At 59.1% G+C, this 21,123-nt stretch carries 20 protein-coding genes; 7 read left to right on the forward strand and 13 right to left on the reverse strand.

What is annotated here, in order from left to right; all coding sequences use genetic code 11:
- Positions 1-147: 147 nt before the first annotated feature.
- Both JTJ32_RS03950 and JTJ32_RS03955 read right to left on the reverse strand, forming a co-directional pair.
- Positions 148-588, reverse strand: coding sequence for a GNAT family acetyltransferase (locus JTJ32_RS03950; RefSeq protein ID WP_184319851.1), 441 nt, complete (start codon positions 586-588; stop codon positions 148-150).
- 93 nt (positions 589-681) lie between these two features.
- The gene (locus JTJ32_RS03955; RefSeq protein WP_210040985.1) at positions 682-1,626 is read right to left on the reverse strand and encodes an alpha/beta hydrolase; all 945 of its coding nucleotides are present in this window, start codon (positions 1,624-1,626) and stop codon (positions 682-684) included.
- A 429-nt stretch (positions 1,627-2,055) separates the two neighbouring features.
- Here JTJ32_RS03955 and JTJ32_RS03960 point away from each other — a divergent pair, with 429 nt between their 5' ends.
- From JTJ32_RS03960 to JTJ32_RS03980, 5 genes are all read left to right on the forward strand, one after another.
- A complete protein-coding gene (locus JTJ32_RS03960; RefSeq protein ID WP_099228388.1) occupies positions 2,056-2,538 on the forward strand; it encodes a GNAT family N-acetyltransferase in 483 nt (160 codons plus the stop codon).
- A 572-nt stretch (positions 2,539-3,110) separates the two neighbouring features.
- Positions 3,111-3,389, forward strand: coding sequence for a DUF1652 domain-containing protein (locus JTJ32_RS03965; RefSeq protein WP_099228389.1), 279 nt, complete (start codon positions 3,111-3,113; stop codon positions 3,387-3,389).
- A gap of 735 nt (positions 3,390-4,124) precedes the next feature.
- Positions 4,125-5,522: a pyridine nucleotide-disulfide oxidoreductase gene (locus JTJ32_RS03970; RefSeq protein WP_099228390.1), complete on the forward strand. Its 1,398-nt coding sequence runs from the start codon at positions 4,125-4,127 to the stop codon at positions 5,520-5,522.
- A 93-nt stretch (positions 5,523-5,615) separates the two neighbouring features.
- On the forward strand, positions 5,616-6,554 hold the full coding sequence (locus JTJ32_RS03975; RefSeq protein WP_099228391.1) for a ketopantoate reductase family protein: 939 nt from the start codon (positions 5,616-5,618) through the stop codon (positions 6,552-6,554).
- Positions 6,555-6,612: 58 nt separating this feature from the next.
- Positions 6,613-6,852, forward strand: coding sequence for a DUF465 domain-containing protein (locus JTJ32_RS03980; protein WP_099228392.1), 240 nt, complete (start codon positions 6,613-6,615; stop codon positions 6,850-6,852).
- Between the two features lie 83 nt (positions 6,853-6,935).
- On the opposite strand, the gene JTJ32_RS03985 is transcribed toward JTJ32_RS03980, so the two are convergent.
- The 6 genes from JTJ32_RS03985 to JTJ32_RS04010 form a co-directional block, all read right to left on the reverse strand.
- Entirely contained in the window at positions 6,936-7,775 is an 840-nt protein-coding gene (locus JTJ32_RS03985) for a DUF3618 domain-containing protein (protein WP_210040987.1), read from the reverse strand.
- A complete protein-coding gene (locus tag JTJ32_RS03990) occupies positions 7,772-8,191 on the reverse strand; it encodes a phage holin family protein (protein WP_099228394.1) in 420 nt (139 codons plus the stop codon). The genes JTJ32_RS03985 and JTJ32_RS03990 overlap by 4 nt, the downstream gene beginning before the upstream one ends.
- Positions 8,191-8,940 (reverse strand): hypothetical protein, encoded by a 750-nt coding sequence (locus tag JTJ32_RS03995; RefSeq protein ID WP_210040988.1) that lies wholly within the window; start codon positions 8,938-8,940, stop codon positions 8,191-8,193. The genes JTJ32_RS03990 and JTJ32_RS03995 overlap by 1 nt, the downstream gene beginning before the upstream one ends.
- A gap of 247 nt (positions 8,941-9,187) precedes the next feature.
- Positions 9,188-9,376, reverse strand: a complete 189-nt coding sequence (gene csrA / locus JTJ32_RS04000; RefSeq protein ID WP_002554157.1) for a carbon storage regulator CsrA — start codon at positions 9,374-9,376, stop codon at positions 9,188-9,190.
- A 590-nt stretch (positions 9,377-9,966) separates the two neighbouring features.
- Positions 9,967-11,319, reverse strand: coding sequence for a GntP family permease (locus JTJ32_RS04005; RefSeq protein ID WP_099228396.1), 1,353 nt, complete (start codon positions 11,317-11,319; stop codon positions 9,967-9,969).
- 103 nt (positions 11,320-11,422) lie between these two features.
- Entirely contained in the window at positions 11,423-11,911 is a 489-nt protein-coding gene (locus JTJ32_RS04010; RefSeq protein WP_099228532.1) for a gluconokinase, read from the reverse strand.
- A gap of 282 nt (positions 11,912-12,193) precedes the next feature.
- Here JTJ32_RS04010 and gntR point away from each other — a divergent pair, with 282 nt between their 5' ends.
- Together gntR and JTJ32_RS04020 are read left to right on the forward strand one after the other, a co-directional pair.
- Positions 12,194-13,210, forward strand: coding sequence for an HTH-type transcriptional regulator GntR (gene gntR, locus JTJ32_RS04015; protein WP_210040990.1), 1,017 nt, complete (start codon positions 12,194-12,196; stop codon positions 13,208-13,210).
- Positions 13,211-13,513: 303 nt separating this feature from the next.
- Complete coding sequence (locus JTJ32_RS04020; protein ID WP_408004560.1) at positions 13,514-14,485, forward strand: YncE family protein; 972 nt, start codon at positions 13,514-13,516, stop codon at positions 14,483-14,485.
- Between the two features lie 123 nt (positions 14,486-14,608).
- On the opposite strand, the gene JTJ32_RS04025 is transcribed toward JTJ32_RS04020, so the two are convergent.
- The 5 genes from JTJ32_RS04025 to glcD form a co-directional block, all read right to left on the reverse strand.
- Entirely contained in the window at positions 14,609-16,792 is a 2,184-nt protein-coding gene (locus JTJ32_RS04025; protein ID WP_210040992.1) for a malate synthase G, read from the reverse strand.
- A 75-nt stretch (positions 16,793-16,867) separates the two neighbouring features.
- Positions 16,868-17,275, reverse strand: a complete 408-nt coding sequence (locus JTJ32_RS04030; protein ID WP_210040994.1) for a heme-binding protein — start codon at positions 17,273-17,275, stop codon at positions 16,868-16,870.
- Positions 17,276-17,306: 31 nt separating this feature from the next.
- Positions 17,307-18,533: a glycolate oxidase subunit GlcF gene (gene glcF / locus JTJ32_RS04035; RefSeq protein WP_210040996.1), complete on the reverse strand. Its 1,227-nt coding sequence runs from the start codon at positions 18,531-18,533 to the stop codon at positions 17,307-17,309.
- Positions 18,534-18,535: 2 nt separating this feature from the next.
- Positions 18,536-19,594, reverse strand: coding sequence for a glycolate oxidase subunit GlcE (gene glcE / locus JTJ32_RS04040; RefSeq protein ID WP_210040998.1), 1,059 nt, complete (start codon positions 19,592-19,594; stop codon positions 18,536-18,538).
- Positions 19,594-21,093: a glycolate oxidase subunit GlcD gene (gene glcD, locus JTJ32_RS04045; protein WP_210041000.1), complete on the reverse strand. Its 1,500-nt coding sequence runs from the start codon at positions 21,091-21,093 to the stop codon at positions 19,594-19,596. Before glcD ends, glcE begins: the two co-directional genes overlap by 1 nt.
- Positions 21,094-21,123 lie beyond the last annotated feature (30 nt).

Here is a 21,123-nt window from a genome sequence, read left to right on the forward strand (position 1 = left end):
CGGACAGCAGAAAAGGGCCGGGGCGGCGAGGGCGATGGAAGGTGCTCAAAGGAAATGCTCTGTCAGGACGTTAATAGCAATAATTGTAATTTGATATTAATTCTCATGTAAATGAGGGAATTGCCTGACGTAACGTGTATCGGATTCCTACGCTTTTGTGTCGGGATTGAACGGGATCCGCTTGCCCATGCTGATCAGGGGTTCCTGAACGTAGCCCAGTGCTGCATAGAAGGCTTTGACGGCTTCGTTGCTGGTACGAATCTGCAGATTGATCTTCAGGCAGCCAAGCCCGATGAGCGCTTGTTCCGCATGCCTGACCAACACGCTTCCCAGCCCGCGTCCACGATGAGCGGGATCGACCGCCACCGAGTAGAGCCAGCCCCTGTGCCCGTCATAGCCCGCCAACAGGGTGCCTGCCAGACAGCCGTCAACGAGAACGACAAAGAAAAGTCGGTCTTCCACCGACAACTTCATGTCGATCGACAGAGCCGGGCGGTTGTGCGGAGCGCCGTCGTCGAAAACGGCTGTCCAGAGATCGATGACCGCCTGACGGTGCTGGTCGTCCGAGTACTCGATAACGCGATGCATGGCGCAGTCCTGAAGCAGGGAACGCCGACGCTATCGCCTGCCGCCACGGATGTCTATCGTTCCATGAGTGCCGTATGCAGGTCTTCCCGGGGTTTAGCCTGCGTGTTTCGGCATATCGCCCTTTTTGGTGACCTGAGGTGATGACGAGGGCGTTTTCAGTAATGTCTGTATCGCCTGACTGTAAGCCTGGTTCCCCAGACGCATGCTGTTGTTGTGCGTACCGCCGGGCACCAGCAACAGGTTCTTCGGCTCTCGTGCGGCCTCGAACAGCTCTTCGCTGAACCGGGCAGGGACATAACGATCATCGGTGCCATGCACGATCAGCACAGGCATGTGGATGTCGGCGATCTTGTCGACCGAATCGAATTTCTGCGACAACAGCCAGCGAACCGGCAGCGACGTGTTGGCGATCGCCGTGGCGACGTCTGCCAGGTTGGTGAAGGTGGATTCGATGATCAGGCCCCGTGCCGCCACTGGCGTCTGGTCCTTCTCCGCTTCGCGACCCAGTTCCGCCGCCAGGTCCACGGCGACTGCGCCCCCGAGTGAGTGACCGTAGATCACCCGACGCTGTGGATCCGGTTGCAACTGCTTGAGGCGTTCCCAGGCAATGCGCGCGTCTTCGTACACCGTCTTTTCGGAGGGCAGCTGCCCCATGCTCTGGCCAAAGCCCCGGTAATCTATGGCCAGAATCGAAAACCCCAGTGCCCTGAGCTGTTCGATGCGGAACAACTGGCCCGTCAGGTTCCAGCGTGAGCCGTGCAGATACAACACCGCCGGTGCGTCCTTGCGTGGCGCTGGCCACCACCAGGCGTGAATGTTCTGCGAAGTGCCGAAATCGGGCGTCTTGAGTTCCATCTCCTGAACATCGGCGGGCAGGCCGCTGTACCAGCTGGCGGTGCCCGGCTCGATACGGAACACCAGCTCGCGCTCCTTGTGCTCCAGCACCGCGCAACCGACTGGCAGACCGACGATGATCGCGATCATGCACAACCACCTGAAAGGATGTGCCTTGAGACGGACAAGAGGGAAAGAGGGCATGAGGGTATGTATTCCAGTAAACAAAATGAAATAAATGCCGTTTCCGTCCAGGCGTTGCAATACCCGAGGGGAAATATCGGTTACAGGATATTGCGTCAGTCAATCGAGAAAGGTCGGGAGGCGATTTTCAATTTCAAGGGAGGCGACCTTTCAAGACGTTCCCTTCGACGCCACCCGCGGCTAACAACGGATAACACCAAAATCCTGAAATCCTCCTTATTCAGTGGTTTGCATCAGCCGATGTCAGGGCAACGCATCCATCGGCTGTTTTTAGTCCGGTTTGCTATTGAATTAGCGCTTTTTGATAGCCGCGGATTATGCTGTAGGCGCAAGGGCGCTGTATTTCTGTCGCCTGGAGGCGCCGAAATCGCAGTTTCATGGCTAACCTGCTCTGTAGGTTCTTCAATTTCTTCAAGAGGTTACCGCTCAATGTTTCTACATCGCCCCCTGGAAGAAAAAGACATTCCGATCGTCTGTGAGCTGCCCCAGAATGCCGACGAGCTGTTCTACATGTTTCCCCGGGCCACTTATCCGTTTACGCCAGCCCAGTTGGCGGACGCGCTGGAGACTCGCTACGACTCCATCGTGATCGAAATGGATGGCGAAGTGGTGGGGTATGCCAATTTCTCCCGCTGTGATTTTCGCGGTCGTTGCGCGCTGGGTAACGTCATCATTGCCCCCAAGGCCCGGTCCCGAGGCGTGGGGCGCTACATGATCAGTTGCATGATGGACATTGCCTTTGACAAGCACGAAGCCTCCGAGCTGATTGCGTCCTGCTACAACCATAACGTTCCGGGCCTGCTGTTCTACCCGCGCATGGGTTTCCGCCCTTATGCCATTGAAGAGCGACGTGACAAACAGGGTGCACGGGTTGCGGTTATCCACTTCCGTCTGCCCAGATCCGTGGAGTGACGCCGGACGCATCGTGCGTCGCTACACACACGTCTGACTCGACCCTGATCGTGCCCATCGCTCCGCGTGGGCATGCATCCCGCGACGCTGCGCGCCAATACAGGGCACTGATTGCAGAGTCAGTGTGCCGACCGCCTCGCGCAAGCTACCTTTTCCCCTCGGCGAATCACGTGGGCTGCAAGCCGTCGCCAGGGTCAGAAAAGTGTGTTTGAGATGTTTCATAAGTGAACAGAACCAACCATTTTTATGACCGTTCGTCACCCCGTGATAATGTAAAAATCAGCGCAATATCTCTTTAATGACGCAGATCATGCTATTCGCCGCTTGAAGACATAGAGTGAATCGTTTTTTCTGAAATTGTTTACAAATAAACACATCCGTCGTGGCAGGGCGTGATCTACGCTGCACGTTGCCGAGTTGATAGAGGCTGGCGTATAAAGAGCGTCAAGGATCAAGTAAGTGGCGACAATTAATTGGCAGGCAAGGGTGTGCCTGGTTTCAGTTAATTAACTATAAATAGCGACAGTAATCTGCTGGGGTCCGGCAGCGCTTACACAATAAGGAGATGGAAAATGATCGCGAGTGGACTGTCTACTCTGGAACTGCGCAGTATCGTCGAAAGTGCATTTTTACCGTTGCGTTGTACCTGTACGATTGCACCGGACTATTTCATGACGGTGCAGGTCAATGACCCGGATTCAGGCCGGGTTGAATTGCTGGTGACCGGTATCTCTGCGCACGGGTTGAAAAGCCCTCGCGACATATCGAATCTGGTATCGGAACTGCGCAGCGAACTGCGTGACGAGCCCAGCTCCCATGGTGTCCGGCAGAAGCAATACCGTACCGCCTGACCGCCTGACCGCCTGACCGCCTGACTGCATCTGCGTCGGCGTAGCGTATTGCACACGGCGTCCCCGTTCCGATCTGTTCAGGTCGGAACACCTTTTTCCTGCTGGCACTCCGTCCCTGTTCAGGGTTGTCTTGCCCGCACGTCTTCGCCCGTTCATGCACCGCTCACGGTCTGCGTCAGTCAATATCCCGGCGCTGGATTTAGCGCGAGTTTTACAATGCATCATCAAAAAAATAAACGTCATTCATGGCGTGCTCGTGAACACCGTGATTAATATTTTTACCTGGCTGAAACGTGCAGTCATTTAAAATCAGGTACTTGCGACGCGGCCAGCGCGTTTTAATGCGGCTGCGGCTTATTTGACACTTCATCGTTTCTTTGCAACTATTCTTTCAATCCACCCGCTTCGTTGTGCTTAAACCCTTCTGATCAACTACCTGGCGTTAAACCTCATTCGACGGTTCGGCGGTAGCGTGGCGCATTGTTTTTTTCAACGGTTCAGGTATCGGGTGGATCGCCGTCCCGGTCAGCGTATGTAACGGCTCATTTCTATTTATAAAAAACAGCGGGGCCTTCAGCCGGGTTCTGACGATGCTGCGCGTGCGCTGTTTGTCGTGTTGTCGTGTTCTCTTTTTTTAATTGTGCATGGACGCTGGTTTGCAGTGCTGGCCAGGTATTCGATCATCCAGAACTTCTGGAATGCACCAACGTTTAGCTACGACGATGGAGCATCATCATGTTTGAAAAACCTTCGGAAACAGTCTGCGGTTGTGTCGTCGGCGGCGCGGGGCTTGCCGGTATGGGCTTTCTGTTCAACGCCCTGAAAAGCGGCACGCTGGCGGACATTGCCGCGAGCGGGCTGATTGTCATCGATGCCAGTGACAGACCGGGTACCGGTGCACTGGGACAATACCGGATCACCGCCAACTCGGTAGGCGATGTTTTTATAGATTGCCTGCGTGACCCGGCCTTGCGTGAGATCTTCGAGCCGCTGGAATATTCACCGGCCTATTGGCGTATTCGCGGTCAGGCCCAGAGTGCCCCGCAGTTGTCGGATGTGGGGCAACTGATGGCCGAAGCCTCGCGACTGGTGCTGGAGCACTTGACGCGCTGTTACGGGGTGAAAATCTGGCGCAGCACGACCATCATCGAAGTGGTCAGCGAAGATGACGAATTCTGCCTCACGGTAGAGGCGGAAGGTTGCGTCAGGCTCGTCAGGTGCCAGACGCTGGTACTCAATCTGGGCGGGCGTCAGGATCCCCGGCATCTGATCGCAAGCCTTGCGCAGCAAGGGATTTCACTGTCACCGGCTACCAATATTCAAAGCGCCGACCGGCTGTTGCGCATGAATGCCGTGCAATTGCGCGAAGTGTTTGCACTTGCGCTGGCCAGTGGGGGTCGCATCAGCGTGGTCGGCGGTTCGCACAGTGCCTTTTCCATCCTGGAAAACCTGGCTGATGCTCTGGAATTCGCGGGGCTCGAAGAGCTGACGCTGATCCATCGAACCCGGATCAGACTGTTTTACGAAAGTGCCGAACATGCGGACGCTGCGGGCTATGTATTCGATGCTCAACTGGATGTGTGTCCGGTTTCCGGGCGCATCAATCGCTCCGGTGGGCTGCGCTACCGGGCGCTGGACATCGGTCGCGAGGCGCTGAACAACGGCCGTATCGGCAAAACCGGCGTACGGGTCCAACTGTTGCAGACGCGGGAAGGGCCCGCTGGTGCGTTCGAGAAAGCCAAAAGCGCGCTGGCCGAGTCGAGTGTGGTGGTGCAATGTTCCGGTTATCAGCCGCAGTTGCCCGTGATGCGTTACGGCGACGGCACTCTGATCACCTTGCGTGAGGCCAAGGGCGGCCTGGATTCAGATCCGGCGGGGTGCCCGATGGATCAAAACGGGCGACGATTGAAAGGGCTTTATCTGTTCGGTCTGGGTGCCGGTCTGGGGGCAGATCCTCGATTGGGCAGCGAGCCGTCGTTCGATGGAAGAATCTACGGTGTCTGGCAATTTCATCATGATGCCAGTCGGGCTGTGATTCAGGCCGTCACCGCGCGATTGCAACAAAAGGCGTCTGCCGTCGATACTTCATGCATGGCCGGGTTCATGCAGCTGGAACCCCGTTTTCAGGCCTGATGGCAGACGTGGTGCGTGGCGACGTCCCTGCAGCCAGGGTGGTTGAACGCTGCCAGCGTTCTGAAACGCAGCACAACCAGGAGATCCAGAGCCATGCGTATCTTGATCGTTGGGGCAGGGGCCATTGGTGGCTATTTCGGTGGTCGGTTGCTGGAGGCCGGGCGTCAGGTGTCCTTTCTGGTCCGGCCGGGCCGGGCGGAAGAGCTGGACCGTGACGGGCTCGTCGTGCGCAGTCCGCACGGCAACTTTCAGTACCCGTCGCCTCCTTATGTACTGGCCAACCGGCTGGCTGATCCTTTTGACCTCATTCTGCTCAGTTGCAAGGCGTTCGACCTGGACTCGGCAATCGACGCCTTTGAACCGGCAGTCGGGCCTGAGACCTCGATCCTTTCGCTGCTCAACGGCATGGCTCACCTTGATCGCCTGACCGAGCGTTTCGGCAAGGAGGCGGTGCTGGGCGGGCAGTGTCTGATTTCTGTGGACCGCGACTCGACCGGGGCGATTCTGCACCTGAACGAGATGCACCAGTTGTCATTCGGCGAACTGAGCGGCGCCTTGACTCCGCGTATTCTGCGGGTTGCCGAGGCACTGGCCGACGCGGGGTTCGAAGCCAGTCTCAGTCAGCACATCGTGCAGGCCATGTGGGACAAGTGGTGTTTCATCGCCGCGCTGGCGGCGGTCACTGCAAGCATGCGCGCAGCCATCGGCGATGTGCTGGAGGCAGGCGGAGAAGGGTTGATCCTGAAGACACTGTCCGAATGCGCAGCGATCGCACTGGCGGTCGGTTATCCGCTGGATGCAAAAGTGCGTCACGCTCAGATTGAACTGCTGACGGCACGTGGCTCGACACTCACGGCCTCGATGATGAGAGACATCGAACGGGGTGCACCCACCGAGGTCGAACAGATTCTGGGCGATATGCTGGTCAGGCGTAACGCTCTGGGTGTCGCTTCGAATCAACTGTCGGTGCTGGAAGTTGCCTGCACCCATGTCAGGGCGTACGAAGCACGCCGCATTCGGGAACAGCCGTGAGGTATTGAATCGTCGCGGCTACTCCCTGCATTCAAGTAGTCATTTGGAGGTGCTACTCATGCCAGTCAAACACGATTTGTTCGCGGATTTGAGCTTGACCCGAGACGAGGTCGCCGAGCGAGGCAGGCGGGATGCCAGGCTTCAGCAGTTGCTCAATGACTATGAAAGCGCCGACGTCGAAGTGCTGAATGCCGAAAAAGGATCAGCAGGAGGTATCGGCGATGACGCATTGAAGAAGCTCAAGGAGAAGCGCCTGCTGGTGAAGGATCGAATCGTCCAGCGTCTTTCCGAAATCTAGACGGTAACGCTGTCTGAGCAACGCCGGATAGATCATGAAAAACGGCCCCGGAAAGGGGCCGCTCACGTGTTTTCATTACACCGTCAACCGAGTCCCGGCGATGTAGGGCGGTCTCCGGCGAACGACGTGCCCGCACCGCCGCCATCCTGACCGGCGCCGGGCAGAGTGCTGTAGTTACCGGAAGTCGGGGTGGACGTCGAGGTCGATTCAGGGCTGCTTTTTCCTCTGAGTTTCTCCCGTGCCTGGCCGATGATCTGTTTCTCCTTCGTCGTGGCAGGCAGTGCTGCACCGATAAGAGCCCCCACGGCGATGCCCATGGCCGCTAACGTCAGAGGCTGCTCGTTGATCAGGTGCCGCGTGCCGCTCTTGATTCGCTCACGCTGTTCCTGAAGGGGCTGGCCTGCGTCCTGCATCGAGTCGGAGCTGCCCGATAACGTGTCGCGCATGCTGTGGGTCATCTGAGATGTCTTGTCCTTGACTTTGCTGGCCGTGTCCTTCAAGTGCGCCACGGTTTCCTGTACGCGTGCCTTTGCGCTGCCCAGGCCGTCGCTTACTGAGCCAGCCACGCTGCCGACCCGATCACTGACGCTGCTCAATACTGACGAATTGCCGGAGTAGCCCGCAGATGCCGGACGATTGCTGCCCATCATCATCCAGAGCACGCCGACGGTGGTGAGTACCGCAGGCACAGGATTGGCCTTGACGTTTTGGCCCAGATTGCCGAAAAACTCCCCGCCGTTATCCTTCACATAGGCCAGAGCCTGATCGACCAGTTGGCCGGGCGACATTTTCTTTTCCAGCGCATCGACGATATTGCCGATGCTGGAACGCTGTTGATCGATTTCCCGCTCCAGGGTTTCCGGGCTCTTTTGCGACACTTCTTCAAAATGTTCAGGTGTGTCGAAGCTGCTGTCGATGCTCATGAGACTTTCCTCTGAATGGCTTCCTTGTCTTTTTGCAGGGTGCCGGTGGTGCGCTCTGGAATCAGGTTCGAGGCATCGAGCTTTTTATTGCCCGCCTGAACCATGAAAAAACCGACGACCAGAGCAGCGACACCGACAATCAGGGCGGCCAGCCAGGGTTCCATAACGTAGCTCAGGGCGTAAACGGCGGCCATGAGGACCATGATCAGACCGCCCAGCATCACGACAGCGCCGATGCCGACGGTAGTCGCCCCTTGCTTGGTGGCCTGAATCGACTCTCGGAACTCGGCTTTCACCAACGCCATTTCCTTGCTGACCAACGCAGGCACTTCATGCGCCAGTTGGCGGATCAGGCTCAGCACCGACGTTTCATTTTCAGGGTTTCTGTCCTGCTGAGTATTGGGTGTGGTGCTCATCACACGTCTCCTTTGGACAAGCCGGACCTGGGCGAGCCATCACGCGTCACTTCATCGTCCAGGTCGTCGTTGAATTCAGTCATGGCCGGAGTGTCAGGGATCCCCGTTCCCGGGCGTGCGCTGTGCAGAACGTCATTGTCGTGGGGATGAGTCGCGACCATCTCTTCGGCGGCCAGCGCCGACGGACTGATGGGGTCATAAGGGGCCGCCGAATCAACGTCTGTCAGATCGCCCGGGCTGGGCGAACCGGATGTCGATGCGCCTGATGTCGAGCCTTCGGAGAGGGTCGTGTCGGAGTGGGCGTCGCTCGAAGCAGTAGTCGCTTTCAGCAGCCGCGACAGGCCCAGGCCGAGTGCGACGCTGCCGCTGATGAACAGGACCGGATTCTCCCGGGCGAGCCTGCCTGCATCTTGCAGCAGTTGTTCGGCGCTCTTGTTGCGCAGGTTGTCGGCGAGGCGGGTCATGGCCTGCGCCATGTCCGTGACATACCCCGACAGGCCCAGTGTGTCATTGCTGTCAATCTGCTGCGCGGCTGACTGAGCATTCTGCGCAAGGTTCTCTATCTGCTCTGCAGCGCTGTCGCGGTACTGCTCGAACTGTTCGCCTCCCTGTCGGGCGACATTTTCTGCGTTGCCATGTGCGTTGCCCTGATCGTCATCCTGTAGCCCACGCAGATGATCCTGGCCGCTCGTGCTGGCGGTATGGGCATTGCCGCTCATGGAAGTTTCGTTGGTAGTCACCATCATCATTCACCGTTTCTGTCCCCAGATAAAGAGAATGCTCGGCTCACTGCATACTACGGGCTGGCATCGATGTGCTTGCTTGCAGAGAGTCGACTGGTGTTTTTTTGGCGATGTTCCGAGAGGGTGACCAGTGGTCGTGCCGCGGCGCGCGGAGAACGGCAGGCATAAAAAACGGCGTCATGAAAGACGCCGTACGGCTGATGACCCGCCGCGAGGGCAGATCAGCATTGAATAAGGGGGTGTGGCGAGGGAGTTATTGTGGGTCCTGGTTTGGAGCCAGTTCTGCCTGAATGCGTTTGTAGATCTCTTCACGGTGTACAGACACATTTTTGGGTGCATTGATGCCCAGCCGGACCTGAAGCCCTTGAACGCCAAGAATCGTCACGGTGATCTCGTCACCGATATTTATGCTTTCGCCAACTTTGCGAGTGAGTATCAACATAATCTTTTCCTTGATGGCCTCTTGAAAACGCCTCTCTCAAGAGGCTGGCGTTTGCCTTTGCGTGGTGATTGTTGCCGAGTGCATCCAAATGCATCCGTCTTATGACGTTGCGGTGGTGAATTTAATTCCCTCGGTTCATTTTCTTGTCATCGGGATTTGCATCCACGGTACGACGAGTGCGCCAATTCTGCCCGTTTTGGCCTGAGAATGCCCGTATTTACTGGTGTAACTTAAAAAGTAACGTGATTCTGCGCACAAATCGGCTTTGCCATGACTGCGCTGGAAGCGATTGGGCGGTCTGATGCTGCTTTGTTCCTAAGCGTAGGCATGACTTTGAAACATTGCCTGAGCTTTCCGAAAATTCAATTGAAAGCGCTGTAGGCCTTCGTAGGAAACAGCTTTCAGACAGGTTTCGCAGACACGAATCGAATCGCTCTGTCATGTTGTCGGCAGCAAAGGCGGGTTATGTAGGGGCGCGCCGGACAGGAAACGGGATAAAGGAACAGGCGGGAAAAATCAGAAGGGTCGAGGAGGGAGGCGTTCCAACTTCGCGGGCCTGCCGACCCGCGAAGGTGCTGGACGTTTTGAGCTTAAAGCGCCATGGACAGCAACATGATGAAGATCAGGCCGACGACCGAAAGGATGGTTTCCATCACAGTCCAGGTCTTGAAGGTTTCGGCCACTGTCATGTTGAAGTACTGCTTGACCAGCCAGAAGCCTGCGTCGTTCACGTGCGACAGGATAAGCGAACCCGCGCCGGTGGCCAGCACCAGCAACTCGCGGTTCACGCCTGGAATCAGACCCACTACCGGAGCCACGATGCCTGCGCCGGTGATGGTCGCAACGGTCGCCGAACCGGTTGCGACACGAATCACCGCAGCCACCAGCCAGGCCAGCATGATCGGATTGATCTGCGCCTGTACCGCCATGTGACCGATCACGTCACCCACGCCGCTGGCGACCAGCATCTGTTTGAAACCACCACCGGCGCCTACGATCAGCACGATGGCTGCGACCGGAGCCAGGCTCTGATCCAGCAGTTTCATGATCTTGGAACGATCAAAGCCGCGTGCGGCACCGAAGGTGTAGAACGCCAGCAGCAGCGCGGCGAGCAGGGCGGTGATCGGGTGACCGATCAGGTCCATCCAGATGCGGAACATGTTGCTTTCCGGCAGCGCAACGTCAGCAAAGGTCTTGAGCAGCATCAGGAACACCGGCAGCAGGATCGTCACCAGCGTGATGCCGAAGCCTGGCAGGTTCTCGGTGCTCGATTCCTTGGCGATCTGGTCCATCAATTCCTGCGAAGGCGTACCGGGAATGTATTTGGAGATCCACTTGCCATAGATCGGGCCGGCAATGATTGCGGTCGGCAGCGCGATGATCAGGCCGTAGAAAATGGTTTTGCCGATATCAGCGCCGAAGATGCCGATGGCCAGAAGCGGGCCCGGATGCGGCGGAACCAGACCGTGCACGGCCGAAAGACCTGCCAGCAGCGGGATGCCGATCTTGACGATGGACACACCGGTGCGACGCGCGACGATGAAGACCAGCGGAATCAACAGTACGAAGCCGATTTCGAAGAACAGCGGGATGCCCACCAGAAACGCGGAAAACATCATCGCCCAGTGCACCTTCTGCTTGCCGAAGGTGCGGATCAGGGTCTGCGCGATCTGATCCGCGCCGCCCGAATCGGCCATCAGCTTGCCGAGCATCGTGCCCAGCCCGAGGATGATGCCGACAAAGCCCAGTACGCCGCCGAAGCCGTCCTGGAAGGATTTCATGACTTTTTCCACCGGCATCCCGGAGGTCAGGCCGAGAAAGCCAGCCGCCAAGGTCAGCGCGACGAAAGGGTGAACCTTGAATTGGGTGATCAGCAGCACAAGGCCGACGATCGTCACCAACGCATCGACTAGCAGGAACGTCTCATGGGTCATACCGAACATGGGTGTCTCTCCGGTTATTATTCTAGGGTGCTACCAGCTACTGCCAGCGCCATCCGTGCTTCGTGTGTGCAAGACAGCGCTGTCTTTTGCACTCACGCCTTTATCAGGCGTGGGAATCTTTCCACCAGGCTGCCGCTTGCGTGCCAATCTCTTCGATGGATTGGGTGGCATCGACTACCAGGGTGAGAGGTTCACCGTACGGAGGCTCGAGCGTTGCAAACTGGCTGTCGACCAGACTGGCGGGCATGAAATGCCCCGGACGGTGCGAGCAACGTTCGGCAGCCAGTTCCTTGGTCAGTTCCAGAAAAACAAAACCCAGCCCCGGAACGGCGTCACGCAGACGCTGACGGTAAATCAGCTTGAGGGACGAGCAGGTCAGGACAGGGTGTTCGCCTCGGGCGAGCGCGGCGACCATTTCTTCGCCCAGGCGGGTGAGCCAGCCGGCACGGTCGTCGTCGTTGAGGGGCGTTCCGGCGCTCATCTTCTTGATGTTGGCGGGTGGGTGGAAGGCATCACCTTCGATGAGGCGACCTCCGCTCTTGAGCGCAATTTCGGCGCCCACGGCGCTTTTGCCGCAGCCCGATACACCCATCACCACAAGGGCCGAAATAGCAGTATTCGCAGTTGTCACAGTAGGCACCTCATCTGGAGACAGCGCTGTCTTTGTTCGGTGGACATCATGTCCAGCCGTGGCTGTTCCAGTTCTTGTCGTTGTTTTGGGTTCAACAATACACATCGGAGGCTGTTCTCCGTGGCAACCCGGCGCGGGCGGCAAATGTGAAACCAGCGATAAAGCGTTGTCACGGTCCATGAGACAGCGCTACCTTATGGGGCATTCGACACATTTGGCAACCCCTATGTTAGTTGGCAACGCATGATACGCATTGGTTCCCGCTCTACCGGCCGTCCGACCCTCAATGAAGTTGCCCGCCTTGCCGCGGTTTCCCCTATTACCGCGTCCCGTGCGTTGCGTGGCGTCGCGACCGTTGCGCCGGAACTGGTTGAAAAGGTCCGCGCGGCGGCCCAGAGCCTGGGCTATGTCGCCAACCCCGCAGCACGGGCACTGGCGTCGTCCTGCAGCCAGACGGTCGTGGTGCTGGTGCCATCGCTGTCGAACCAGCTGTTCATCGAGACGCTGGAGGCCATTCAGGATGTGTTGCGCCCTCGTGGTCTGGATGTGGTGATCGGCAACTATCACTATTCCCCGGAGGAAGAGGAAACGCTGCTGCGCAACCATCTGGTCAACCGGCCGCGGGGCATTCTGCTCACCGGCTTCGACCGCACGCCGGCGACGCATCAGATGTTGGAAACCAGTGGCATTCCCTGTGTGCACATGATGGAGCTGGATCCTCGTCAGGGCGCCTACAGTGTCGGCTTTTCCCAGGAACAGGCGGGCGCGCAGGCAGCCCTTCATTTGCTCGGCCGGGGAAGAACGCGGCTCGCGTACGTGGCGGCCCAGCTCGACACACGGGTACTGCAGCGCGGTGCGGGCTTTCGTCAGGTTCTGGAAGACGCTGGCCGTTTCGACGCGCAACTGCAAGTCACGACACCGCTGCCGTCGTCCATTGGCCTGGGTGGCGAACTGTTCGCCCGGCTGCTGGATGAACACCCTGATGTGGACGGTATTTTTTTCTGCAATGACGACCTGGCGCAGGGCGCTTCGCTGGAAGCCTTGCGCCTCGGCGTCGCTATTCCGCAACGGGTCTCGCTGGTGGGTTTCAATGACCTGCCGGGCTCGGCACACATGGTGCCGCGCCTGACGTCCATTCGCACCCCGCGACAGGAAGTCGGCCAGCGCGCCGCACAGTTGCTGCTGGGTTTGCTCGACGGCGTACCCCAGCAGGCCAGGGTTGACCTCGGGTTCGAACTGGTGCTGCGCGAAAGTTCGTGATTCAGCGTCGAGCAGGTTGCTGACCAATGGTGAGCCACCTGCACATGCCTGCACCGCGACGGCTCCAGCCCCCGACAGCGTTGCGTTTCACCCTCTGAAAGCTCTTTTTGCCACCACGTTTGGCCCGCCTCAAACTGTCATTTCTGTCAGTACCCAACCCGTCTCGGCCAGTATTCAATGACCTGAGGTTTTTGGATCCGAGTGGCATAAGTGCAATTGCCGCATCGTTTGTTGATGGGGCCATACCTTCTTATCTTTCCCCCATCGTGGCGGTCTCGCGAGACCTATTCACAGGTGAGTGACATGCACAAAAAAGCATCTCAGGACGTAAACGCTTTTACCCACATGGCAGATCCGGACGGCGCAGGAGTACCGCTGGACCTTGCATGGCTGACGGGCATTATTCCGCTGGGTTTCGTGCCCAAGGAAATTGTCGTCAGCCCCGATGAAAAGACGCTTTATGTGTCTCATGAAAACGGTAGAGAAATCAGCGTGGTTGATGTCGGGACATCGAGTGTGGTGAGTAGTATCAAAGGGGCAGGGGCGGGCGATATCACCCTCAGTCCCGACGGCAGGCGGCTCTATACGGCGGGCTACAACAAGTGCTTTGTGATCAGCACACTCACGCACGAGGTGATCCGGGTCATTCCTTCCAGCAGCGTCAACAGGATTGTCTGCAGCCCGGACGGCCGGTTCATTTACCTGTCGTTCCAGTACGCGCTGGAAGGGATGATCCGCCAGATCGAGACGCAACACTACAGCGTCGTCAACGATTTCGATCTGGGCACCCTGTCCAATGCGTCGCTGGTATTAGGGGTCAGTCCCGGGAACGACCGTATATACGCCTCGGCACTGGCGGACGGCATCGGCACGACAGCCATCTGCGCCATCGGCACGATCAATTATCTGCAGCACGACATTCCCGGCTTCACCGACCCCAGATCACTGGCAATCAGTTCGAGTGGAGCCCATTTGTACGTCGGTGGCATTGACGAGGTGTACGTGGTCGACGCGACCACATGCAGAATGTTCTACCGCGAGAAAATCGGCGCGCAGGGCTACCCGGTCACCATCATCGGCATCACGCCGGATGACCGTTACGTGTACGCGGTTTATACCTGCAACTTCGACGTGTACAGAATCGACACGGTCAAGGGAACGGTCAGTTGCGTCGCCTTCTTTCCGTCCATGGGAGGCTCGGTGCTGAACAGGGCAGGTACTCATCTTTACAGCACTCATACCGACATGAACTGGATCTCCATCTACAAGCTGTAGCATTGCCTGCACCGATCTCGCCGCCACCAGTGTTTCGAATACCTTCCTTCAGACAAACGCCGAATGTTTCTCCAGGCACCGCGCACGGGCCAGAGAAATATTCGGCACGGCAGTGCGGGTGATCTACTGCTGCCTGCGGTTCTTGAATGCCAGTCTGGACTCGTGCAGCAGAGGCTCGGTGTACCCGGCAGGCTGCTCGCAGCCTTTGAACACCAGATCGCAGGCGGTCCTGAATGCGGACGAGTGCTTGAAGTCCTTCGCCATGGCCTGGTAATGCGAGTCCCCGGCGTTCTGCTTGTCCACCACCTTGGCCATTCGCTCCAGCACGCTTTGCACGTATTCGGCATCGACCACCTTGTGCAACAGCCAGTTGGCCATGTGCTGACTGGAGATGCGCAGCGTCGCGCGATCTTCCATCAACCCCACATTGTGAATGTCCGGCACTTTGGAACAGCCCACGCCCTGTTCCACCCAGCGGACCACGTAGCCCAGCAGACCCTGGGCATTGTTCTCCAGCTCCTCGCGAATCTGCTCCTGGGTCCATTGCGGATCGGCGACCACCGGGATGGTAAGCAGGTCGTCGAGCAACTGTTCCCTGACATCCTCCGGATTCTGCTGTTCAAGCGTCTGCTGAACGGCGCGCACATCGACCCGATGATAGTGCAGGGCGTGCAGGGTAGCGGCAGTCGGCGATGGCACCCAGGCCGTTGTGGCGCCTGATTGCGGATGGCCGATTTTCTGCTCCAGCATGTCGGCCATCCGGTCCGGCATCGCCCACATGCCCTTGCCGATCTGCGCCCGTCCACGCAGCCCGCAGGCCAGGCCCACCAATACGTTGCTGCGCTCATACGCCTTGATCCACGGCGTGTTTTTCATCTCGCCCTTGCGCAGCACGGGACCTGCCTGCATGGCGCTGTGGATTTCATCGCCGGTGCGGTCCAGAAAGCCGGTGTTGATGAACGCTACCCGTGCCGAAGCCGCTTCGATGCATGCCTTGAGGTTGACGCTGGTGCGCCGCTCTTCGTCCATGATGCCCATCTTCACAGTGTGGCGAGGCAGTTTGAGCAGGTCCTCGATACGGCTGAACAGCTGATCGGCGAACGCGACCTCGTCCGGGCCGTGCATTTTCGGTTTGACGATGTAAATGCTGCCCGCGCGGGAATTGCCGCGTCGTTTCAGGTCGTGAAGCGCAATCAGGCTGGTCATCACGCCGTCCAGAATGCCCTCGGGGATCTCGTTTCCGTCGTGGTCGACAATCGCCGGGTTGGTCATCAAATGGCCGACATTGCGAATGAACAGTAACGAACGGCCGCGCAGCTTGAGTTCGCCGCCCTTGGCCGCCGTGTAGGTGCGATCGGGATTGAGGGTGCGCGTCACCGGTTTGCCACCCTTATCGAGAGTGGCGGCAAGGTCGCCTTTCATCAGGCCCAGCCAGTTGCGGTACACCTGTATCTTGTCGTCGGCATCCACGGCGGCCACCGAATCTTCGCAGTCGATGATGGTGGACAGCGCCGACTCCAGGAGCAGGTCTTTGATGCCCGCCACATCGCTGCTGCCGACCGGGTGGCGTGGGTCGATCTGGATCTCGATGTGCAGGCCATTGTTCTTGAGCAGAATGGCGTCAGGCTTGTCGGGCTCGCCTTGAAAACCCACATATTTTTCCGGTTGCTGCAGCGTGGTTCGGGTGCCATTGGCCAGTGTGATGTGCAACTGGCTGTCTTCGATGTGATAGCGACGGGCATCGACGTGACTGCCCTTGGCAAGCGGCGCGCTGGTGTCGAGCAGTTCGCGGGCGAAGACGATCACCTTGGCACCGCGCAGCGGGTTGTAGCCTGCGCTGATTTCGGCACCGTTGGCGGTGGAGATTGCGTCGGTGCCGTAGAGCGCATCGTACAGCGATCCCCAGCGGGCATTGGCGGCATTGAGCGCGTAACGCGCATTGCTGGCAGGAACCACCAGTTGCGGGCCGGCCTGTTCGCTGATTTCCAGATCGACATTGGAGGTCGTCGCGCTGACCCGCTCGGGGACCGCACGCAGATAACCGATCGATTTCAGAAACTCGCGATAGGCGGGCATGTCGCTGATCGGGCCGGGATGCTTTTTGTGCCAAGTGTCGAGTTCGTCCTGCAAGCGCGCACGCTCGGCCAGCAACTCGCGGTTGCGCGGGGCCAGTTCGTGCACCAGCGCATCGAAACTGTCCCAGAACGTTTCCGGGTCCAGGCCGGTGCCGGGCAGGACTTCTTCATCGACGAAACGTTGCAGGTTGACGGCCACCTTGAGGCGTTGGCATTTGATGAAGTCGGTCATGGGGAAGGTTCCTGGTTAAGGTTCTGATCGTGCCAATGCTCCGCGTTGGCATGATCTGTAAAAGTGTCGGGCCCCTCAATCCGCATTCAGCGCCGCGATACCTGCCTTGGCGACCTGGGCATCCTGCTCGGCCTTTACGCCGGATACGCCGACTGCGCCGATCACCTGGCCATCGACAATCACCGGCACACCGCCTTCCAGCGAGGTCAGCAACGGGGCGCTGAGAAATGCCGTGCGGCCACCGTTGACCATGTCTTCATAGCCCTTGGATTCGCGTTTGCCCAACGCCGATGTACGGGCTTTTTCGATGGAGATGTAGCTGCTGATCGCTGAGGCATCGTCCAGGCGCTCGAAGGCCAACAGATGGCCGCCATCATCGACAATCGCAATCGCTACGGCCCAGCCGTTGGCCTGCGCCTCGTTGCGGGCGGCGATGAGCATCTGGCTGACTTCGTTCTGGGTCAATACGGTTTTGATTTTCATGAGAGCTCCTGAGAAAAATGGGTCGAAATAATCAGTGCGTACCGTTCAGCGCCTGGTCGATCAGCTCGATCCAGTGCCGTACCGGTGTTCGATGGGCGCTCGCCAGATGGGTCTGGCAGCCGATGTTCGCGGTGGCGATGACCTGTGGTTTGCCACTCTCCAGCGCATTCATCCGGTTGTCGCGCAACTGGCGGGCCAGGACCGGTTGTGTGACTGAATAGGTGCCTGCCGAGCCGCAGCACAAATGACCATCCGGCACAGCCGTCAGGTTGAAGCCTAGACGAGTCAATACCCGTTCGACTTCGCCACCCAGCTTTTGCGCGTGCTGCAAGGTACAGGGGCAATGGAACGCCAGCCGCGTGTCGGTTTTGATGGCCAGCGTTTCCAGAGGTTCGTCACGCAGCACTTCGACCAGATCACGGGCCTTCGCACTGACCCGCGCAGCCTTATCGGCGTAAGCCGGGTCGTGGCGCAGCAAATGGCCGTAATCCTTGACGAATGCCCCGCAGCCACTCGCCGTCTGGACAATGCTCTGTGCGCCACCCTCGATGGCTGGCCACCACGCGTCGATGTTGCGCCGGGCACGATCCAGTCCGGCTTCCTGCGCGTTGAGGTGATAATCCACCGCGCCGCAGCAACCCGCTTCGCGGACCGGAGTGACGCTGATGCCGAGACGGTCCAGCACGCGAGCGGTGGCCGCGTTGGTGTTGGGCGACAGCGCCGGTTGCACGCAGCCTTCCAGCATCAACACCTGGCGTGCGTGGCGAGTGACCGGGCGTACGCCTGCCGGGTTGATGTCGGTCGGCAGTTTGTCTTTCAGCGTGCCCGGCAGCAGCGGGCGAAACGTGGTGCCCATGCGGGTCAGCGTTTTGAACAGACTCGCGTTGGGCACGACGTTTCGCAACCCTTCACGCAACAGCCGCTGACCCAGCGGACGTGGCACCGCGGCATCGACGACAGCGCGACCGATGTCCAGCAGGTTGTGATAATCGACGCCCGACGGGCAGGTGGTCTCGCAGTTGCGACAGCTCAGGCAGCGGTCCAGGTGCAGTTGAGTTTTCTCGGTGACTTCATTGCCCTCCAGCACCTGTTTGATCAGATAGATCCTGCCACGCGGACCGTCCAGCTCATCACCCAGCAACTGGTAGGTCGGGCAGGTGGCGTTGCAGAAACCGCAGTGCACGCAACTGCGCAGAATACGTTCGGCTTCTTCAGCGCGGGGCAGTTGTCGGGCCTGTTCGCTCAAGGTGGTCTGCATGGTCAGAGCTCCGCGTACAGTCGGCCGGGGTTGAAGATTCCTTGCGGATCAAGCCGGTTCTTGAGTTGATGGTGATAGCGCAGCAACGGCGTGACCAGCGGCTGGAAAGGACTGTCATGGTGGCCTGGCGCGTAACAGGTGACATGCCCGCCGACCGCCGTTGCCATGCTGCGAATGGTCTCACCGCTGGCGTCGGATTTCAGCCAGCGCTGCGCCCCGGCCCAGTCGATGAGCTGCTCGCCCGGCAGATTCAGTACGCCGGTATCGGCCGGTACGCAGATGCGCCACAGCGGCCGCGGATCGGCAAAGAACGGCAGACGCTGCTCATTGAGTGCTTGCCAGTACGTCGGCTCCAGCTTTTCGCCCCCCAGTCTGTCGTGGGCAGCGGCCACCGAGCCTTCGCCACCTTCAAGGCGCAGACGCAGTATTTTTCCGTCATGGCTGGCGGCACTGATCGGCATCGGCTGCTGGCCCCATTGCGTCAGGCTCGTCAGCGCGCGGGCACTGTCCATCTCCAGCGCAATACTGCTGCACAGGCGCGGCCTTGGCAGCACCTTGAGCGACACTTCGGTCAGTACACCCAGACACCCCATACTGCCCGCCATCAAGCGCGAGACGTCATAGCCCGCCACATTCTTCATCACTTCGCCGCCGAACCGCAGGTGCTTGCCGTGACCGGTAATCACACGGGTGCCCAGCACGAAATCGCGCACCGATCCGCTCCACGGGCGGCGCGGCCCCGACAGCCCGGCGGCGACCATGCCGCCCAGCGTGGCGTCGCCGAAGGTTGGCGGCTCACAGGGCAGCATCTGACCTGCATCTTCAAGTGTCTGCATCAGCTCGTTCAACGGCGTACCGGCACGCGCGGTGATGACCAGTTCGGTCGGGTCGTAACTCACGATGCCCGAGTGAGCACGCGTGTCCAGCACGTTGCCTGACACTTCGCGGCCGAGAAACGCCTTGCTGTTACCGCCCTGAATGCGCAGTGGCGTGGCGTCTTGCAAGGCCTGATTGACCTGATCGAGCAGGGCGGCACTGGCGTCTCTGTCCTGTGCAATCATCAGAAGCGCTCCAGATCGGGGAAGGGCAGTTGTCCTGCATGCACGTGCATGGCGCCGAATTCAGCACAGCGGTGCAGCGTCGGGATGTTCTTGCCGGGGTTGAGCAGACCGCTGGCATCGAAGGCGGCCTTGATGGCGTGAAACAAGGTCAGTTCGTCGCTGTTGAACTGCGCGCACATCTGGTTGATTTTTTCCCGGCCCACGCCGTGCTCCCCCGTGATACTGCCGCCAACCTTGACGCACAATTCGAGAATCCTGCCGCCCAGTTCCTCGGCACGCTCCAGCTCGCCCGGCTGATTGGCATCGAACAGAATCAACGGGTGCATGTTGCCGTCACCGGCGTGAAACACGTTGGCGACGCGCAGGCCGTAGTGCTGGGACAGCTCGGTAATACCCCGCAACACGCCGGGCAGTTCCCGACGTGGAATGGTGCCGTCCATGCAGTAATAGTCCGGCGACAGGCGGCCGACTGCCGGAAAGGCATTCTTGCGGCCGGCCCAGAAGCGCACGCGTTCAGCTTCGTCCTTTGCCTGACGCACTTCTGTGGCACCCGCCTGCGTCAACACCTGGCGCACACGCTCGCAATCATCGTGAACGTCGGCTTCGACGCCATCCAGTTCGCATAACAGAATCGCTTCTGCTTCCACCGGGTAGCCCGCATGGATGAAGTCTTCAGCAGCGCGGATCGCCAGGTTATCCATCATTTCCAGACCGCCGGGAATGATCCCCGCAGCGATGATATCGCCCACCGCACGTCCGGCTTTTTCCACCGAATCAAACGCTGCCAGCAGCACCTTGGCGACTTGCGGCCTGGGCAACAGTTTGACGGTGATTTCGGTGATGACGCCGAGCATGCCTTCGGAGCCGGTGAACAGAGCCAGCAGGTCGAAGCCGGGGGAATCCAGCGCTTCGCTGCCCAGCGTCATGTACTCGCCTTCGACGGTCAGAATCTCGATCTTGAGCAGGTTATGCACGGTCAGGCCGTACTTGAGGCAATGCACGCCGCCGGCGTTTTCAGCCACGTTGCCGCCAATGGAACAGGCAATCTGCGAAGAAGGGTCGGGCGCGTAATACAGGCCATGTGGCGCTGCGGCCTGGGAAATGGCCAGATTGCGCACGCCAGGCTGAACGCGGGCCAGGCGTGCCGCGGGGTTGATCTCCAGAATCCGGTTGAAGCGCGCCATCACCAGCAGCACCCCTTGTTCCAGCGGCAATGCGCCGCCCGACAGCCCGGTTCCAGCGCCGCGAGCGACCACAGGCACGCGCCGTTCGTGGCACATCCTGAGCAGCGTCTGGACCTCTTCGATATGGCGCGGCAACACCACCATCAACGGCGTAGTGCGGTAGGCGGACAGCCCGTCACATTCGTAGGGTCGCAGCTCTTCGGCGCGGTGCAGAATGTCCAGATCGGGTAACTGTCGTTGAAGGTCGTGCAGCAACTGTTGTTTGTTCACAACAGGCAGCACACCGTCGAGGCGTTCGTCGTAAAGAATGTTCATCAGGCAACCCAGGATTGTTTTTATCGGGCT

It is taken from the genome of Pseudomonas alliivorans (assembly GCF_017826695.1).
GTDB classification, from domain to species: domain Bacteria; phylum Pseudomonadota; class Gammaproteobacteria; order Pseudomonadales; family Pseudomonadaceae; genus Aquipseudomonas; species Aquipseudomonas alliivorans.

Excerpts from the sequence above, each read along its gene's own strand:
- JTJ32_RS03995 (WP_210040988.1), bottom strand. The coding sequence starts at position 8,940 with ATGATGATGGTGACTACCAACGAAACTTCCATGAGCGGCAATGCCCAT.
- csrA (WP_002554157.1), bottom strand. The coding sequence starts at position 9,376 with ATGTTGATACTCACTCGCAAAGTTGGCGAAAGCATAAATATCGGTGAC.
- JTJ32_RS03980 (WP_099228392.1), top strand. The coding sequence starts at position 6,613 with ATGCCAGTCAAACACGATTTGTTCGCGGATTTGAGCTTGACCCGAGAC.
- glcD (WP_210041000.1), bottom strand. The coding sequence starts at position 21,093 with ATGAACATTCTTTACGACGAACGCCTCGACGGTGTGCTGCCTGTTGTG.
- glcF (WP_210040996.1), bottom strand. The coding sequence starts at position 18,533 with ATGCAGACCACCTTGAGCGAACAGGCCCGACAACTGCCCCGCGCTGAA.
- JTJ32_RS03990 (WP_099228394.1), bottom strand. The coding sequence starts at position 8,191 with ATGAGCACCACACCCAATACTCAGCAGGACAGAAACCCTGAAAATGAA.
- glcE (WP_210040998.1), bottom strand. The coding sequence starts at position 19,594 with ATGATTGCACAGGACAGAGACGCCAGTGCCGCCCTGCTCGATCAGGTC.
- JTJ32_RS03985 (WP_210040987.1), bottom strand. The coding sequence starts at position 7,775 with ATGAGCATCGACAGCAGCTTCGACACACCTGAACATTTTGAAGAAGTG.
- JTJ32_RS04010 (WP_099228532.1), bottom strand. The coding sequence starts at position 11,911 with ATGGGTGTATCGGGCTGCGGCAAAAGCGCCGTGGGCGCCGAAATTGCG.
- JTJ32_RS03975 (WP_099228391.1), top strand. The coding sequence starts at position 5,616 with ATGCGTATCTTGATCGTTGGGGCAGGGGCCATTGGTGGCTATTTCGGT.
- JTJ32_RS03965 (WP_099228389.1), top strand. The coding sequence starts at position 3,111 with ATGATCGCGAGTGGACTGTCTACTCTGGAACTGCGCAGTATCGTCGAA.
- JTJ32_RS03970 (WP_099228390.1), top strand. The coding sequence starts at position 4,125 with ATGTTTGAAAAACCTTCGGAAACAGTCTGCGGTTGTGTCGTCGGCGGC.
- JTJ32_RS03960 (WP_099228388.1), top strand. The coding sequence starts at position 2,056 with ATGTTTCTACATCGCCCCCTGGAAGAAAAAGACATTCCGATCGTCTGT.
- JTJ32_RS03950 (WP_184319851.1), bottom strand. The coding sequence starts at position 588 with ATGCATCGCGTTATCGAGTACTCGGACGACCAGCACCGTCAGGCGGTC.
- JTJ32_RS03955 (WP_210040985.1), bottom strand. The coding sequence starts at position 1,626 with ATGCCCTCTTTCCCTCTTGTCCGTCTCAAGGCACATCCTTTCAGGTGG.
- gntR (WP_210040990.1), top strand. The coding sequence starts at position 12,194 with ATGATACGCATTGGTTCCCGCTCTACCGGCCGTCCGACCCTCAATGAA.
- JTJ32_RS04025 (WP_210040992.1), bottom strand. The coding sequence starts at position 16,792 with ATGACCGACTTCATCAAATGCCAACGCCTCAAGGTGGCCGTCAACCTG.
- JTJ32_RS04030 (WP_210040994.1), bottom strand. The coding sequence starts at position 17,275 with ATGAAAATCAAAACCGTATTGACCCAGAACGAAGTCAGCCAGATGCTC.
- JTJ32_RS04005 (WP_099228396.1), bottom strand. The coding sequence starts at position 11,319 with ATGTTCGGTATGACCCATGAGACGTTCCTGCTAGTCGATGCGTTGGTG.
- JTJ32_RS04020 (WP_408004560.1), top strand. The coding sequence starts at position 13,514 with ATGCACAAAAAAGCATCTCAGGACGTAAACGCTTTTACCCACATGGCA.